At 60.0% G+C, this 15,731-nt stretch carries 12 protein-coding genes and 2 pseudogenes; 5 read left to right on the top strand and 9 right to left on the bottom strand.

What is annotated here, in order from left to right; genetic code table 11:
* Positions 1-383: 383 nt before the first annotated feature.
* The 4 genes from XI03_RS28150 to XI03_RS28135 all read right to left on the bottom strand — a co-directional run bounded on the left by XI03_RS28150 (position 384) and on the right by XI03_RS28135 (position 3,941).
* Entirely contained in the window at positions 384-1,352 is a 969-nt protein-coding gene (locus tag XI03_RS28150) for an ArdC family protein (protein WP_271593941.1), read from the bottom strand.
* Between the two features lie 454 nt (positions 1,353-1,806).
* On the bottom strand, positions 1,807-2,343 hold the full coding sequence (locus XI03_RS28145; RefSeq protein ID WP_271593940.1) for an isochorismatase family protein: 537 nt from the start codon (positions 2,341-2,343) through the stop codon (positions 1,807-1,809).
* Positions 2,344-2,379: 36 nt separating this feature from the next.
* Complete coding sequence (locus XI03_RS28140; protein ID WP_271593939.1) at positions 2,380-3,018, bottom strand: acyl-homoserine-lactone synthase; 639 nt, start codon at positions 3,016-3,018, stop codon at positions 2,380-2,382.
* 191 nt (positions 3,019-3,209) lie between these two features.
* A complete protein-coding gene (locus XI03_RS28135; protein ID WP_271593938.1) occupies positions 3,210-3,941 on the bottom strand; it encodes an autoinducer binding domain-containing protein in 732 nt (243 codons plus the stop codon).
* Between the two features lie 487 nt (positions 3,942-4,428).
* Between XI03_RS28135 and XI03_RS28130 the strand changes: the two are divergent.
* Both XI03_RS28130 and XI03_RS28125 read left to right on the top strand, forming a co-directional pair.
* Positions 4,429-4,632, top strand: a pseudogene (locus XI03_RS28130) (winged helix-turn-helix transcriptional regulator); the annotation flags it as partial.
* Positions 4,633-4,833 (top strand): annotated as a pseudogene (locus XI03_RS28125) (LLM class flavin-dependent oxidoreductase); the annotation flags it as partial.
* A 341-nt stretch (positions 4,834-5,174) separates the two neighbouring features.
* Here the strand turns inward: XI03_RS28125 and XI03_RS28120 are convergent.
* Positions 5,175-5,579 (bottom strand): hypothetical protein, encoded by a 405-nt coding sequence (locus tag XI03_RS28120; protein WP_271593937.1) that lies wholly within the window; start codon positions 5,577-5,579, stop codon positions 5,175-5,177.
* A 370-nt stretch (positions 5,580-5,949) separates the two neighbouring features.
* Here XI03_RS28120 and XI03_RS28110 point away from each other — a divergent pair, with 370 nt between their 5' ends.
* The 3 genes from XI03_RS28110 (at position 5,950) to XI03_RS28100 (ending at position 9,364) form a co-directional block, all read left to right on the top strand.
* Positions 5,950-6,120 (top strand): hypothetical protein, encoded by a 171-nt coding sequence (locus XI03_RS28110; RefSeq protein ID WP_271593935.1) that lies wholly within the window; start codon positions 5,950-5,952, stop codon positions 6,118-6,120.
* A 339-nt stretch (positions 6,121-6,459) separates the two neighbouring features.
* A complete protein-coding gene (locus XI03_RS28105) occupies positions 6,460-8,532 on the top strand; it encodes a methyl-accepting chemotaxis protein (RefSeq protein ID WP_271593934.1) in 2,073 nt (690 codons plus the stop codon).
* A gap of 394 nt (positions 8,533-8,926) precedes the next feature.
* Complete coding sequence (locus XI03_RS28100; protein WP_212401781.1) at positions 8,927-9,364, top strand: winged helix-turn-helix transcriptional regulator; 438 nt, start codon at positions 8,927-8,929, stop codon at positions 9,362-9,364.
* Between the two features lie 450 nt (positions 9,365-9,814).
* Here XI03_RS28100 and XI03_RS28095 read toward each other — a convergent pair whose 3' ends face one another.
* The 4 genes from XI03_RS28095 to XI03_RS28080 all read right to left on the bottom strand — a co-directional run bounded on the left by XI03_RS28095 (position 9,815) and on the right by XI03_RS28080 (position 15,703).
* Complete coding sequence (locus XI03_RS28095) at positions 9,815-11,032, bottom strand: FAD-dependent monooxygenase (RefSeq protein WP_271593933.1); 1,218 nt, start codon at positions 11,030-11,032, stop codon at positions 9,815-9,817.
* A 502-nt stretch (positions 11,033-11,534) separates the two neighbouring features.
* The gene (locus tag XI03_RS28090; protein ID WP_212401779.1) at positions 11,535-12,962 is read right to left on the bottom strand and encodes an aldehyde dehydrogenase family protein; all 1,428 of its coding nucleotides are present in this window, start codon (positions 12,960-12,962) and stop codon (positions 11,535-11,537) included.
* A 766-nt stretch (positions 12,963-13,728) separates the two neighbouring features.
* Positions 13,729-14,703, bottom strand: coding sequence for an NAD(P)H-dependent flavin oxidoreductase (locus tag XI03_RS28085; protein WP_271593932.1), 975 nt, complete (start codon positions 14,701-14,703; stop codon positions 13,729-13,731).
* 124 nt (positions 14,704-14,827) lie between these two features.
* Positions 14,828-15,703, bottom strand: a complete 876-nt coding sequence (locus XI03_RS28080; protein WP_271593931.1) for an alpha/beta hydrolase — start codon at positions 15,701-15,703, stop codon at positions 14,828-14,830.
* Between the last annotated feature and the right edge of the window lie 28 nt (positions 15,704-15,731).

The following is a 15,731-nucleotide window of genomic DNA, read 5'->3' as shown; positions in this document are numbered from 1 at the left end:
CATATCAGGGATCCTCTCTCATTGAGCCCTCCGTCAGATATCGAGATCAGTTGAGCCCTTTAAGCATGGTCGGCACTACCATCGACAGCAGCACGGCCTTGGAAATCCGCGGTCGTCTGCGTTTCGGGGACTATGCCGGACGTTTACGGCTGCAATCCTCAGATCGCTCAGGGCGATTATCCTGTAGAGCAGGCCTGTTTGCTTGCGGGCGGCCTCGTCCAAGAGCCTGATGTTGAGAGGCCGATTGCAGTCGGGAAACTTGGCTGCGCCATCAGCCATTCAAGCGGGCCCAAGCGACACTGACGCTCCCGCGGGCGTCGATCGATAGCCCATCGCTTGTTGTAATCTCGAGAGCTGCGCCGTGGTTTGCCTGGTCGGACCCGTCACGACCCGAGTTCGGCTCCCGTCAAGGTAGCGGAGGTCGCGCCGCCGGCTCCGAACGCAAGCAGGAGGTCGGCAGCCTTCGTGGCCTTGCTGGCGGCGCGGAAGATCGCGCGGCTGTCTTCCCGAAGTACGTTCAGCCAAGAACCCAGGTAGTCGGCATGGCGAACGGTGGGCTTGATCGACAGCGCGGCGCAGACAAAGGCTGCTGTCAACTCTGCGACCAATTCTTCATTGGCGTAGCGTTTTGAACCGAATGTTCCGAGCTGATCCCGATTCAAGCGCGAGGGGTGGCCGGTCCAGTGCCCAAGCTCATGAAACAGCGTCCGGTAATAGTTGATCTGCTCGAAAAACGCGGGCTGCGGCGGAATGCGGACGGTATCCTCTGATGCCGAGTAGAAAGCCTTCGCGCCACCAATGCGGATATCGGCGCGGGTTGCTGCAGCAAGCGCTTCCGCCTGCGGCACGATCTCACGCTCAGGCAAGGCCGGTGCCTCGACGAGGCAATGATCCGGCAAGTTGTCGCATTGGTCGACGTTGAAGACGGTGTAGCGCCGCAGGAACGGGACGGCCGCGCCGTCGGCTTCTGGCTGGCCCTGCTTGGCGCTGCTTGCATCACCCTGCTCGCTCTTAGGGACGAAGCGGTCAGCATAGCAGACAGTGACGCCATGTTCGCCCTTGCGCACCGTCCCGCCGAGGTTTGAGGCCTGCCGAAAGGTGAGCCACCGCGATGAGGCGAAGCTGCACTCAAACAGCCGACCCCACAGGATCAAGACGTTGATCCCTGAATAGGCTTTGCCGGTGGCTGCATTCCTAGGCAGCGCAAAGACCTGATTTCCGCCACCTGTTCCCCAAGGCCGGGCCCATGGGAAGATGCCAGCCTCCAGATCCGCGACGATGTGGGTTGTGATTTCCTCATAGAGGCTTGGTTTCGGCTCGGTCGCATGATGGTGGGTTGAACGCTTGGACATGCCGATCTCCGTTCGCTTCTCTTCCGCGTCCTGCCCCCGAAAGGCGGGGTGGGCGGCGAAGAGCGACCGGAAAGCCACGAACGTGCGAGGCAGGCCGCACCGGAACAGCCGGAGCGCAAGCGGAGGACCGCGCCACGCAAACATTCCTCATCGAGAGATATGACGGGGCGCGGTTGCGGCCTGCCGGTTCGGGGCTATGCGGGAGCGCCGCCCACCGCGCCTGCCGGGGGCAATCAAAATGCGCCGGCCGCTTGCGGCCGCCTCCGCAAAGTATTGCTTTGAGGGGCATTGTCGGAGTTCGGCAAGGCGATCGAAGTTCGTAGTCGATCCATAGAGCGGAGGCCGTCAGTCACGACGTGTGGTGCGCCAGGGATCGAAGCCGAAGGCCGAGACCGGGAAGCGGGCTCGGTTTACGAGAGCCCGTCCTGCAAGCTGAGCGCTTGCGGGAGGCGCCTTACTGCGAAAGCAGTTCCTGGATCTTACGGCTGACGGCTTGATCGGCCTGCGACACTGCCCATTCCAGCAGAGCTTGCCGGATCGTGGTCGCGAAGAGTCCGTAATGGGCGAGCCGAGCTAAAGCGAGGGGACGATCGGCTTCATGTCGTGCGACTGATAAATCCGAGAGCAGCCGGATGTCATAGCCGTGCCTTGCGCCTTCTAGTGCCGCGATTAGCACCTCTTCCTCAAGGAACGCGCCGCCCAGGAAGATGACGCCAACGTCCGATTGTACGAGCCGCGGCTTAAGTCGCGGATCCCGCCATAAAGACAAGGGATCAACATCGAGATGCTCGATGGATGCTGCAATCCGATCAGGAAGAACGCTCGGCTCATACTCGCCAACTGCGATTTGAGGAACGCCGAATATCTCGGAGCAAGCTGGCAGCAATGGCTGACGTGCTCCGGAGCGAAGGGGGGACGCCTGAGCGTCCCACCTCTCGCTTCGCGTCACGTTCAAGAGAACGACGCAGCTGTGGCGCGGATTGGCCAGCATGATACGGAGGCTCTCCGGCGTCGACTGAAGGAGAGATCAGGCGGCCTTACGTTTCAGGCCAGTTGAGACAAGAACCGGTCCGCCGACGCCGGCTTGCCGGTACATGGCCTCGAGCGCCTGATCTGAATCGTGAAGAAAGCCCGCAAGCGCCATGGTCTGCCCAAGCGGCTGCGGCTCAGAAAGTCGCTCCAAAGGCCAACCCGCTCGCCTTAGAATACGCTCCATTCGGGAATCGGTTACGGTCACAATCGATCGCGCCTCTCTGGCGCGCATCGCCTCGATCATCGCGGCGAACAGCACAAAGGTTGCTCGATTAAGCCCGGTGCGGCTGGGCTCGACGGAGTGAGTGGTGTCGACGCAAAATCGCGAGCTTTCGAGAATGCCTTCGTCTCTTGGCGCCGTTCTATTGCCAAGCAAATTGGCAAAGGTATCAGCGAGCATTGTAGGTCCGGTGGTAGGCAGCAACCTTACGCAACCCACGACCGCGCTCTGCTCCGAAACCACGAGGAGATAGGTCGGGCTGAGGGCATCATAGAGATCGATTTCCATATCTCCTGAAACCGAGACGCTCCAGTCGAGCCGGTCCTTGAAGACGCGGCGGCGAAGCCGATACATCGACGTTAAATAATCCAGATGACGAGCAAATTGGGACGTTTGAAGCGCGATGGCATGCATGCCGACCTCCTTTTGTTATCGGAGGCCTTTGACACTAGAAACGCCCCAGGAATCGCCTGTCAGATTTTGCAGGCGCGGATCGATCTGCTGGATCACGCTAGACCATTTTGGCTGGGATACAAAGCACAACTCGTCGCGGCGGACCAGCGCCAGCACATTTCTCAGATAGCAAGTGATGGTGTCGGACGCGATCAGACCAACAAGGCCCGCCGCAGGGCAATCGCAACACACTGGGCTATCGATGCCGCGCCGAGTTTGCGGCGCGCGTTCTCAAGATGAAAGACCACCGTCCGCGGCGCAATGGCGACGAGAACTGCAATGTCGGCGACCGTCTTTCCTTGCGCCGTCCACGCAAGGCACTGACGCTCGCGCTGCGTCAGTTCATCATGAGCAGGCCGATGCGCACCGAACGCAGCGTCAAGCCTGGCAGCCACGTGGACATGGAAATAAAGGCCTACTTGCTGAATGATATCTTTCCATTCGTCGACGCGCCGATGTAGATCAATCTCGGGATCGCTCGTCGCCAACGTAAAGGCGGCCATTCGTCCGAAGCCACCTCTGATCGGTACAGTGATCCCGGATCGAATACCGAAGGTCGTCGCCTCATCGAAGAACTGACGCTGTGCTCGATTTCCGGCAGGCGCGCGGCTCGCCCCGCCCCAGCTGAACAGATCGCGTTCGCCCCGGGCACGAAGGACCACGGGATCGAGGTGCTGATATCCAAGATGAAAATATCGGCTGGTCCACGGGTGCGGATATGATGAAATCAGCACGGTGTGGTCGCCGGTGAGGCGCAGATATGCAAATTGCTGGAAGCCTAACTTTTGCGCTAACCGTACGGCGACCCTCTCGAATGCATCCGCATCGCCCGCCGTCTCGATGGCGTCAACGAACTCCTGGAATGAATCCTCGACCAAATTCATTAATCTAAAAGCTCGTCCAAATCCTAGCGATGTGATGACGTCCGGCGTCAGAAAGTCGAATTGAGTTCGCTAATCGCGATGTTCGCACCCGAGACCGTGACGCGCCGCTGCGCTTTCTCAATTGCAACTTCCGAGAGGAGCAGAACGCATGGCTAGCTTTCACGACAACATCCCGCACCCGCAATTCCTGTACGGAAGATCCTGATCGTGAACCGTCAGCACTCTGCCGTTGGCTGCAGGATGCTCGGACCTCAAAGCTCGCTCAACCGAGAGCGCAAGGATTCACCTACGCCGGCTGCCCGCGCGTCATGGTGCGAAGACGATGCCGTACTCCAGGGACGTGGGCTGAAGGGGCGAAATAGCCTCTGTTGACGTGCGACATGGAACAGGTCTCTCTGTTGCAGTAAACCCCCGCCTTAAGTATCTAGAATATACCAAGCGTCAACTAGGCACCCTAAATCGCCTTGGTATATCGGATGAAACCGCCTTGCTCGTGCCACGGCCGCAATACTTCTCATCCGACTGTCCGAGCCGCGCACTGTTCGACGAGATCGCCGGCAAGTGGTCGGCGATGGTTCTGACGGTGCAGAACGATGGACCGAAGCGCTTCAACGTGATCAGGCGCCGGCTCGAAGGGATCGCCCAGAAAGCGCTTACCCAATGTTTTCGCCGCCTTGAGCGCAACGGGCTCTGGTTCGAAAACGGTGCCGCCGACGGCTTCAACGTCATGCCGCCCTTCCTGCCCGGCGGCTTCGACTTGTTCGCCGAGCAGGTGGTACCACTCTTGCGCAACCGCGGCCTGTTCCGCCACGACTACGCCGGCAGGACGCTTCGTGATCATTACAGCTTGGACCGTCCGGCGAGCGTGTTCTCAAGATCTATTGAGGCGATCGTCAGACTCTTGAGCACAGAAGCAGAGCAGTCAGTTTCGGTGCAATGCTTGCACGCGCTGGACTCTTCAGGTTTCGCTGAGGGTGTGAATGCGGGGACGCGGGCGTGGTACGGCCCGGCGACCGCGCGTGGGTTCGCGTTTCGGGCCGTACCGGCTCTTTGATGTGCCCGGTGCACAACTCGGCTGCCTAGTGGCCGAATCGAAGCGCGATCGGTAGATCGGGGCGGCATGGCCGCAAACAAGCAACGGCGGTGCGCTTGAGGCTGAGGAGGCGAGCGACAGTCCGGGACTATTGCGCCGCCGCGCAAAGCTGGCGACAATTCTTTGGTCCCGATGACACCTTAAGAGGCGCTTGCTCTTGCCCGTTCGCGGGCCTCCCGGCGTTCACGGCGCCGCTTCGCACGGTCGGCAGGCAGCGGGAGCGGAGGAACGAGCGCTTTTTCGGGTATCGCTCCGTGATCGATCGAGACTGCTTCGACGGGTTGGGGCGTAGCCGGCCGGGCTTCCATAAATTCGAGCACCTCCCGCCCCTTGGAAGTCAATCGCCACCCGCCGCTTACGCGTTCGACCAGCCCTTGTGACCAGATGTCGAGATCCGGGACCTGTGCCGCGAGGCGTCTGGTTCGGTCCGCCCAATCGCGTCCGCTAGTCGCCAGGACGGCCATGTCGCGTTTGAGGTCCTCCATCAAGGCGAATCCATCCGGATAGGCCACCAGGATCTTAAGAACCGTCACCTGGAAGTTCACGGCCGCTCCGGATCAGCGCCACATGGTGGCCGCGTGAGACAGAGCCTCACGGCCAACCCGCCTGAGACCCTCGGGAGAAACTTCGCCCATTGTGGCTGCCTCGAGGATCTTCGAGGTTACATGGACACGTGCTCCGGTCTCGCTGCGCGAGACGCTCTCGCATACTACATCGCGAACCGCGCGCAAAAACGCGGTGGTGGCGGTGTCGAACATGAAATGCCCCACGAGAGAAAACCTCATCCTAGACCGAATTTTCTGGGCTGGTAATTCAGGCATGTTAAGCTTTTTGGTAAGGGCGCTCGGAATTCAGGGAAGCAGCGGGGCCGTGGCGTGCCAAGGTGCGAGGGGCACTGGCCTCGATGAAGCGGGCATGCTCTGCCCGCTTCTGCGCGAATCCTCGCGCCACCCGAAGGAAAACCTCAAGTCTGCGAACGTGGAGCTGACTGCAGCCGACCTCGATAAGATCGAGAAATCCGCCGCGGCGATACGAGTCGCAGGCGAGCGCTATCCGCCGCACCTGACGGCGACCACCGGACATTGATCAAGGCGTGTTCCGTTATTGTCACCCCCAAGAATCGCGGGAGTCCCCGCTCGCATGGTGGGCCACGTTGTGCGTTACTGGCGACCTCGTCGAGGTGCGAGGCTTCGTCCGCGCTGTCGTCGAGAAGGTCTCTCGGTCGCTCGCCGCCTCCGGGCCGGTCGCCTTTCCCGGTTAGTTACTATTACGTGCGGTATAGAAATGACCGCGCACCGCTTCATCATCAAGTATAAGCTATTTGAATTAACAGTCAACTTATTTGATCTACCAGTGCACCGCTTAGGCAAATTTTAGCTTATCTCCATCATCTCATTGAAACACAACAATGTGGTGGGAACAGCGATGAAGATCGGTCAGCTCTTTGCAGTGTCGATGGCCTCTGTGACCGTGCTGGCGGTGTTGCCCGCAGCGCAGATCGTCGTCGGACAATATCGTTCAATGGTCGACAAATCGGATGCGATCAAGGCGGTCGAGGCTTTCGGTGCTGTCCTGCTCTTTTCACAAAATGTCATTGGTCATCGCTTGCCCTACCTCGCACTGTTCCAGGATGGACCGGCCACCAACGCCCAGCTTGATGCGACGACCAAGACCAAACAGTCCTCTGATGCGGCCTTGGCAAAGGCCCGCCAAGCTTTAGCCGAGCTCGATGACGATCGCGGCATTGCCGACGCTCTCAATCAGGCCGCATCCAAATTGGCTGACATTCGCAGCCGGGCCGATGCTGCCCTGCTGGTGCCGCTCGCGTCCCGTGACCAACAAGCGACAATGGGGTTCATGCCCGTTGTGGCCCAAGCCGCCGCCACGCTCGAACCGGTGCTCAACCGGTTGCAAAACAAGGTCGCTAGTTCCGACGCTTCCCTGACGACGTTGTTGAATATCGCCCGCACCGCGCAGGACCTGCGTGCGAGCGTCGGAGGCCGCGCGGCCGCCCTGTCACCAGCGGTAAGCGCTCGTCGGCCAGTTGCTGCGGCAGAAAAGGCGATTATGGACCGCGCCCAGGGCCGGATCGAAGCCGACCGCGAAGTTGTGGAAGCTGGAATCGATCAGCTTGGCAATCCGGCCCCGCTCGCGGCAGCACTCAAAGATGCCAAGGATGCCTATTTCGGTCGTGCGGCTTCGATCATTGACAATGAAATCGCCGCCAGGATGGGCGACGCGAAGGACGCGCTCGATGCCGATCAATTTACGGCCTCGGTGCTCCCCGCCGTACAGAAATTCTTCGACATTCGCGATGCCGCGATCACGCAAGCCCGCGAACGTGCCACAAACGAACGCAATCGAGCTCGCATCCTCTTGGGTATCGCCACCGCCGTCGTCGTCGCCCTGCTCGGCCTGCTTGTCGGTGTGACCATGCTCTTGCGCCGCCGTGTGATTGCTCCGATCGTAAATCTGACCGAGGTGATTGGCGAGATGGCCGAGGGCCGCAACGATGTCGCGATCCCTGCCGGCGATCGTGCCGACGAGATCGGAGCGATGGCAGGGTCGCTCGTGACCTTCAAGGAAGCGCTCCTGGCAAAGAAAGCGGCCGAAGTTGCCGCTGCGGCGGACGCGCAGGCCAAAATCGAGCGGGGCCAGCGCGTTGAGCACTTCACTTCCGAATTCGAGACCGCGATCGGCGAGGTCATCAGTGTAGTCTCGGAGGCCGCAAGTGAGTTGGAGCGATCCGCCGGCACGCTAACGACAACGGCCGGGCGCTCGCTGGAGTTGGCAACAGTGGTCGCGGGCGCCTCCGAAGAGGCATCCAGGAATGTGCAATCGGTCGCCTCTGCCACCGAGCAGATGGCCTCCTCAGTCGATGAAATCAGCCGCCAGGTGCATGATTCTGCGAAGATTGCTCGTGAAGCGATGGAACAGGCCCGTACGACCAATGAACGGGTCAGCGAACTCGCCACGGCCGCGGCGCGGATCGGCGACGTGGTCGAATTGATCAACGCGATCGCGGGCCAAACCAACCTTCTGGCGCTCAACGCCACCATCGAGGCGGCGCGCGCCGGCGAAGCCGGGCGCGGCTTTGCAGTGGTCGCCTCGGAGGTGAAGGCCCTGGCGGAGCAGACCGCCAAGGCCACGGGAGAGATCGGCCAGCAGATTGGCGGCATCCAGAGCGCCACACAGGAATCGGTCGGCTCGATCAAGGAGATCAGCGACACCGTCGCGCGCATGTCGGAGATTGCCTCAGCCATCGCGTCTGCGGTCGAGGAGCAGAGCTCGGCTACGCGCGAGATATCTCGCAATGTGCAGCAGGCCGCGCACGGCACGCAGGAAGTCTCGGCCAGCGTCGCTGATGTGAGGCAAGGCGCCAACGAGACCGGCGCCGCTTCCTCTCAGATGCTCGCTTCGGCGAAGGCGCTCGCCGGCCAAAGCAGCCGGCTCGAGAACGAAGTCGCGGAGTTCCTAGATTCAGTACGGGCGGCGTGAGCGTTTCGGTCAGAGCACAGTTGCCCTCGACCTGTTTGCTTTCTCATTCGAGCGAGCCGGTCCGCATGAAGCGCGGCCGTAGGAGATCTCAAAAAGCGGCCCGCAAGCTCAAATCGCGATCGCTTGCTCCCATCTCCCGAACTCGGATGATTGCTTGGGCACGTTCTAGGCTGCGGTGTGCGCCTCCCGAAAATCGGCGCCGCGATCGTCCAGCCGCTCGTGCGCTTGCGCGGCGCGAATTCGCTCAAATTTCCCTGAAATAAGTCCAGCTCGTGTTGGCGTGCGACATGGAACAGGTCTCTCTGTTGCAAATAACGCCTGTGCTAAGTATCTAGAATATACCAAGCGTCAACTAGGCCCCCTAAATCGCCTTGGTATATCGGAGGAAACCGCCTTGCTCGAGCTACAGCCGCAATGCTTCTCATCGGACTGTCCGAGCCGCGCATTGTTCGACGAGATCGCCGACAAGTGGTCGGCGATGGTTCTGGCCGTTCTGAACGATGGACCGCAGCGCTTCAACGTGATCAGGCGCCGGCTCGAAGGGATCACCCAGAAAGCGCTTACCCAATGCCTTCGCCGCCTTGAGCGCAATGGGCTAGTTTCGCGTCAGGTGATGTCGTCGTCGCCGGTGGCCGTCCAGTATCAGATCACAGACCTTGGCCGTACTCTGCAGCAGCCACTTAGAGAGCTTCACGCTTGGACACTTGCCATGCTGCCACAGGTCCAAGAGGCGCGACAGGCGTTCGATCACATGTCATCAGGGCTGAGTGCCCGATCATCGTCGAGCCGATCGACTGAATCAGGTGCCGGCGAACAGAGGGACCGAACTTAGGGCTGTACTGGGTTGCCCGGAAGGGCACCGTTGGTTGGACCATGCTCGAACACGCTTGCCGGTCAAAGCGCAACGGGTGGAGTTCGCGCTCGAGATCAATTGAGGTCAACATATTCGGCCATCCGGGCAAAGCGCGGGGCTATTGCCGCATAAGGATCCTCCAGGTTTTCTTGCACAGCCCTTTGAACGTGTTCGACAGCGAGTCCGGAAAGACCTTGCCTCCTCCTCTCGCGCCCGTTTGAGGATCTCTCGAATTTGCTCTTGAGGTTAGCCAGGCGCTGACGCAGCGGGCTGCTGCGAAAATGACCGGGTAGCATGATGGCCAAAGTGGCGGCATCGCTCAAGAGCCGGCGGGCAGAAACGTTGGGCAGGCCGCATGAAGCGTGCATCCCCACGGCACAGCACTGTCACGTCACAAAGGTCGTGCTGATGAGCAACTTGCAAGAGCGCTCAACGCATCGTTCTCCCGCCATCGTAGCTCGGAAATACGAAATCCTCTGCGACTTGCTTTTCTCGCTTCGCCGGGCTCGGTCTGAACAGCTTTTGCACGACGGTGCTCGCGAAGGTCCTCTGAGTGAGACGCGTAAGTGAAATCCCGAACCAGGTTTTCGCATGCAGTATCCGAATGAGGCGGGGACTCAACTGGTTCTGTGACACTTCGATATAGGGGCGGACCAACTTTTCATAGGCGCCAAAGGCTTCAGTGTGGGTCTCGCATCGTCCGATCTCGCCAGCGAGCACATAGGCGCCAACCAAACCGAGAGCCGTACCTGTCCCCGTGAACGGCGTCGGAGAGTGCGCCGCGTCGCCGACCAAGACGAACCGGCCTTTCGACCAGGTGGAGGCCTTTACCTGGCTCATCGGCCCAAAATAAAAGTCCTCGACCGTATCGAGCTGCGCGGTGATCCGATCGGCGATCGTGCCTCGGCCTTTGAGCGCCTGGAGCAGCAACCGCCGTCTCGCCGCGACATTGTCGCCCTCGATGTCGAGTTTCTTCCGGAGAAAGGTCGTCAGGACGGTCGTCTCCGTCTCGTTCCCGGGTCGTAGCGTGATGAATGTGCCGCCCACGCCGTTGACCGAATAAGCCCAGTTGCCGTCCTCTGGGCGTCGAGGAATCTTGAAGAACGACATGTAGGCGCCGAGGTAGCGAAAGCGGATTTCTTGGGCCAGGATCCTGGCTCTGGTTGCGGAGTTGGTGCCCTCGGCGCAGATCACCAATTCGAAGTCTTCTACTGAGCCGTCGTCGAAGGTGACCGACATGCAAGCGCCGGTGTCTTCGAGGTCGGTGACGAACCTCCCGAAGCGATATTCGCAGTCGGCGTTCGTGGCTTCGAAGAGGACACGGGCGAAATCGCCTCGCAGAATCTCAAAATCGCTCGTCAGCGTGCCGATGGCTCCCTTCGGAAAGGTGGCGATCAGATTGCCCGCGGCATCGAGATACTTCTGGCCCTGTTCCAGGGTGTCCTTGGATTCGATCTCATCAACGAGGCCCATCATCTTGATGACCTGCTGCCCTGCACCCTTAATGTCGACGTTCTGACCGCCATCCCTGAGGGTCTGCGCCCTTTCCACGACGACGACGGCGTAGCCGTATTTGTGCAGCCAATAGGCGCATGCGGGGCCGGCAATGCCGGCCCCGCAGATCAGGATCTTCTTTCCGACTTTCATTTATCCTCACAAATGGCGATCCGGCCGCTTCCGTGCGGAGACCCATCGCGCCGGAGAGCGACCGAAGTTAGGGCCGTGTGGCGTTGTCCAGGAGGGCACCGATGGTTGGGGTATGCTCGAACAACAAACGGCACGCTTGCCGGTGAAAGCGCAATGGGTGGAATTCGCGTTTGAGGTCAACATATTCGACCATCTGCGCAAAGCTCACTCTCGCGGGGCATCTCTATTGCCGCATAAAGATGCCCAATGGTTTTCGTTGTACAGGCGTGTCCGGCAGTGAGCCTGGAAAGACGGCGCCTCCTCCCGTGCGTTGCTTTTCAGGTGAGCCAGGTCGTCGCCGACCATCAACGTTCATCGCTGGGCTTGGTCCGGTGAGGGGAAACCGAAACGCGTTGTTCCGCTTCTCCAGACCGGATCCAGTTCGTCAAACCTTTATGCGGATTGAATTCGTGTTAGCTGGTTCGAAAGCGGAGCGGGCCCGGTTATCAAATCAGCGCGCACGTCAGGCCGCTTTGCGGAAGCCAACGATCGCCTTGGTTTCCAGGAACTCGCCGAACGCGACCTCTCCCCATTCGCGTCCGTTGCCGGATTGCTTGTATCCACCAAACGGCGCCGCAAAATCCATGTCGGCATAATTTAGCGTCACCTGTCCGGCCCGCAGCTTCCGCGCCACCGCCTCTGCCGCAGAGTGTTCGCCCTGAACATAAGCGGCGAGGCCGAACACCGTATCGTTGGCGATCGCCACTGCATCCGCTTCGTCAGCGTAGCCAATGATCGAGAGCACCGGCCCGAAGATCTCTTCCCGCGCTATGGTCATATCGTTCGTCACGTCGGCAAAAACTGTCGGGCGGATATAGAAGCCTGTATCTAGTCCCTCGGGTCGGCCAAGGCCGCCGGTGACGAGCGTCGCGCCTTCATCTATGCCAGCCTTGATCAGTCGCTGGATCTTGTTCCACTGCGCCTCGGACGCGACCGGACCCATCTTGGCGTTGCTGGCCGGATGTCCGACGACCCACTCCTCTGCTGCAGCGCGGGCAAGCTGAGCGACTTCGGCCATCCGCTTAGCCGGTACAAGCATCCGAGATGGCGCATTGCACGACTGGCCGCTGTTGAGCATGACCTGGGCCACGCCAGCTTTCACCGCCGATGCCAGCTCGGCGCTGGGCAGGAGGATGTTCGGCGATTTGCCGCCCAGTTCCTGATGCACGCGCTTCACTGTCAACGCAGCGTTGCGCGCCACCTGGATGCCGGCGGGCGTCGAGCCGGTGAACGAGACGAGATCAACGTTGGGATGACTCGTCAGGGCGTTGCCTACGCCCTGTCCGTCTCCATGTACCAGGTTGAACACGCCGGCAGGCACCTGGGCATCCTGCAGGATCTCCGTTAAGATCGTCGCGGAAAAGGGCGATACCTCGGACGGTTTCAGCACCATCGTGCACCCCGTCGCCAATGCGGCGGCCACCTTGCAGGTCACCTGATTCACCGGCCAGTTCCACGGAGTGATGAGGGCGCAGACGCCAATCGGCTCACGCACGACCTCGGTGGTGCCGATGCCCTGCTCAAAGCTGTAGTTCGCCAGCGCGGCGCGAGCGATCTGGAAATGGACGAGGCCCACCGGTGCCTGCAACTGCTCTGCAAGCCACAGGGGCGCGCCCATTTCTTCCGACACCGCCAAGGCCAGGTCGCCGATCCGCCGTTGATAGGCGGCGATGATCCGGTCAAACAGCGCAAGCCGTTCCTCGACCGACGTCAGCGAGAACGTCTCAAACGCCTTGCGCGCCGCGGCGACCGCCTTGTCGACGTCGTTGGCGTCGCCGAGCGCGACCTGGCCGGCCACCGATTCATCCGCCGGGTTGATGACGTCGATCACGGCCTGGCTGCTGGGCTGCACCCACGATCCGTCGATATAGAACTGAAGATTGCTACGCATAGGGTCCTCATGATTCTCGAGTTGTCATTGGAAGGTTTCGCCGCCGCGGTCGTCGCGCACAGTATCGGCATCGAAGGCGCCTCGATAGAGGCATACGTATACTGAGCAAGCCCCACGTCAATCAGGCACTTGAAGTCGCGTCAGTAGGACAAAGCATACCGCAAGCATGCTATCGCATCGCTGGTTTCTCGAGAGCTGGAGCGCAACCCCCTCCCCGCTAAGTCGTCGCGCTTCGACCAGCGCCACCATTGTGCAGAGAGCCGGCCGATCGCGCAGCTTAGCCAGCCGACGGAAGCTCCGGATCCATCCGGCGTTGTTACCGCGCCGACCACCGCCCGAATATCTGACGGGCTGCACCGACCTCGCGCAACTTCACGGCTGTCCATTCAGGCAACGCCCGGAATGCATGTTGCAACGTTCGGCACCGCGGGGAGATCTGACGATCCACACCCAACGGCAAAGGCGAGATCACTTGTCGCGAAAACATGCGACTTCACGGCGGAAGCAGTAGGTAGAACCTCCAGCATCACGCCTTGCAGCCGTCGACGAATAGCTCGAAGCGCCGAGGCCATCATCGAACACGGTCAGATCCATCATCGACGATGTGATCGAACAAGGCACGGCTTGAGCATCCCGATTCAACACCTTCGAACGCCGAAGGTTGCCTGAGCAACATGTCGTGAGCCTGCGTGCGCCAACCGTCAGGTCTTGGAATGCCACGCCCGATCGCGCTTGAAACTCATCATTCCTGCCGCCGATAAGACCCTCATTGATTCTGAGCGTTTTCATATTCTTGTAAAGTTTGTTCGACGATTTCCGCGACTGTCTCGACGGCCCGCACGCCTGATACGGAATGGCCCGCACTTTGGAGACCGGTCCACCTCCTAGGACCGGTCGAGCGGGAGCCATACCGCTGCTTCGCTTCGGCCGCGGAAATTGACTCATCGAGCCTGTCCGGATCCAGCCCGGCCGCTACTATCGATGGACGAAGGTAGCTGCCCCAAAGGCCATTGAAGGCCTTCGTTAACACGATATCATCCATCGATGATCGGACCAACATCTCCCGGTAAGCATCCGCCGCCATGCTTTCGCGTGCGGCAATGAACTTAGTTCCCATGTAGGCGAGATCGCACCCCAAGACCTCTGCCGCCCGCAGCGCCACCCCGTCGCTTATGCCTCCAGCGAGCACAATAGGTCCGTCGAAGATTTCTCGGACGGCACGAGCGTAGGCAAATGGATTGAGCCATCCCGTCTGACCGCCAGCGCCAGCAGTGAGCAGAACCAATCCGTCTACTCCGACGTCGATCGCCTTCCGAGCATGTTCGACTGTGGCCACGTCGGCGAAGACGAAAACACCGGCCTGCTTGAGACGCGACATGATTGGCTTCGGAGAGCCGACGCTTGTAATCACCATCTCGACGTCATATCGCAGGATTGCATCCACGTGGTCGTCGAGATCATCGGCTCTCATGATCAAATTGGGGCAGATCGGCGCGAACGCCCCGGACTCCTCCCCAAGGCCGCGCTTGATGTCCGACAACCAGGCATCAAGCCCGCCACTGACCCGAAGTACCCTGGGATTGAGGGTCGGGAAGGCTCCAATGATGCCGGCTCGACACGCAGCAACGACCAGGTCGGGTCCAGAAACGTGGAGCATTGGAGCGGCGATGAGAGGAAGGCGAAGACGATCACGAAACCGCTTAGGGAGCCTCGAGCCGGGGACATGCGCAGACGATTTCATTTTGAGACCCTTCAAGCCAAAACACTGGAGCTAGTCGATCGACCGGAAAGAAAGTCCGCTTGATCCTGTTCCTGCTCGCTCGAGCGCTCAATGCTTCATCTCGGCTCACAGCCAGCGAGTCAGGCTATTGGTCCGAAAGTGAGGCAATGAAATGCAAGGCAGTTCGGTGAAAGCTGCTGCGCTCATCGCATAGCTCATTGAGAACGTCGAAATGGTTGCCCGGAACAACGTGGCGCGAGATATTCCTGTTCAACGATCGGAAGATCGATACGTAACGGTCGGACTGCCATTTGAACTCCTGCGTTTCATCTTTTCCGCAAGCAACAAGCTGCGGAACGTTGGATATTCTTGTCTGATTTACAGGGCTTTGGCTGTATGCTTCATCCGGGTCGAGATGAAGCTGGTCATTGTTGGACGTCGCCAGTAGTGGCCCCAAGTCATAGATGCCCGACACCAAGATGGCGCCTTTAACCAGATCTTGCGGTAGCCCCTCCGAAAAGGAGGGCCAGTTGGTCGTCATCATCATTCCTGAAATATGCGCTCCGGCTGAGTGGCCAACAATGGACAACTTTTCCCGGTCTCCGCCCAGACCATCGACGTTGTGCCACAGCCAGGCCATGGCCTTACGAGCCTGATCGACAATCTGGGTCATGCGCACCCCGGGGCAAAAATCGTAGTTGATCGCTGCAAAGGAAACGCCGTTTTTGACAAATGTTTCGGCAAGAAAGCTGTATGAGGATTTATCTCCTCTCTGCCAGTAACCACCGTGAATAAACACTACCGTGGGCGAGGACTTCGGCTCGGCACTCGGGAAGTAATCCAGCCGATCACGTGGGCCTGCTCCGTATGATAGATCCAACTGGCACTTGCTGGCTTGGCGAAATGCCGTGCTTCGCCCATTCCAGTCCGGAAGAAAATGCAGATCGGGTCGCAGATGCCCCAGCGCGTACTGCTTCTCTAGTCTGTCGTCTATCATCGCTGCCTGCCTGACGCTGATCATGAGTGAGACTTGGCCGAGAGCCCCATCG

Source organism: Bradyrhizobium sp. CCBAU 65884 (assembly GCF_028128835.1).
GTDB classification, from domain to species: Bacteria; Pseudomonadota; Alphaproteobacteria; order Rhizobiales; family Xanthobacteraceae; genus Bradyrhizobium; species Bradyrhizobium ottawaense.
Note: the sequence above shows the minus strand (reverse complement) of the source record. Positions and strands in the feature narration are given on the sequence as shown.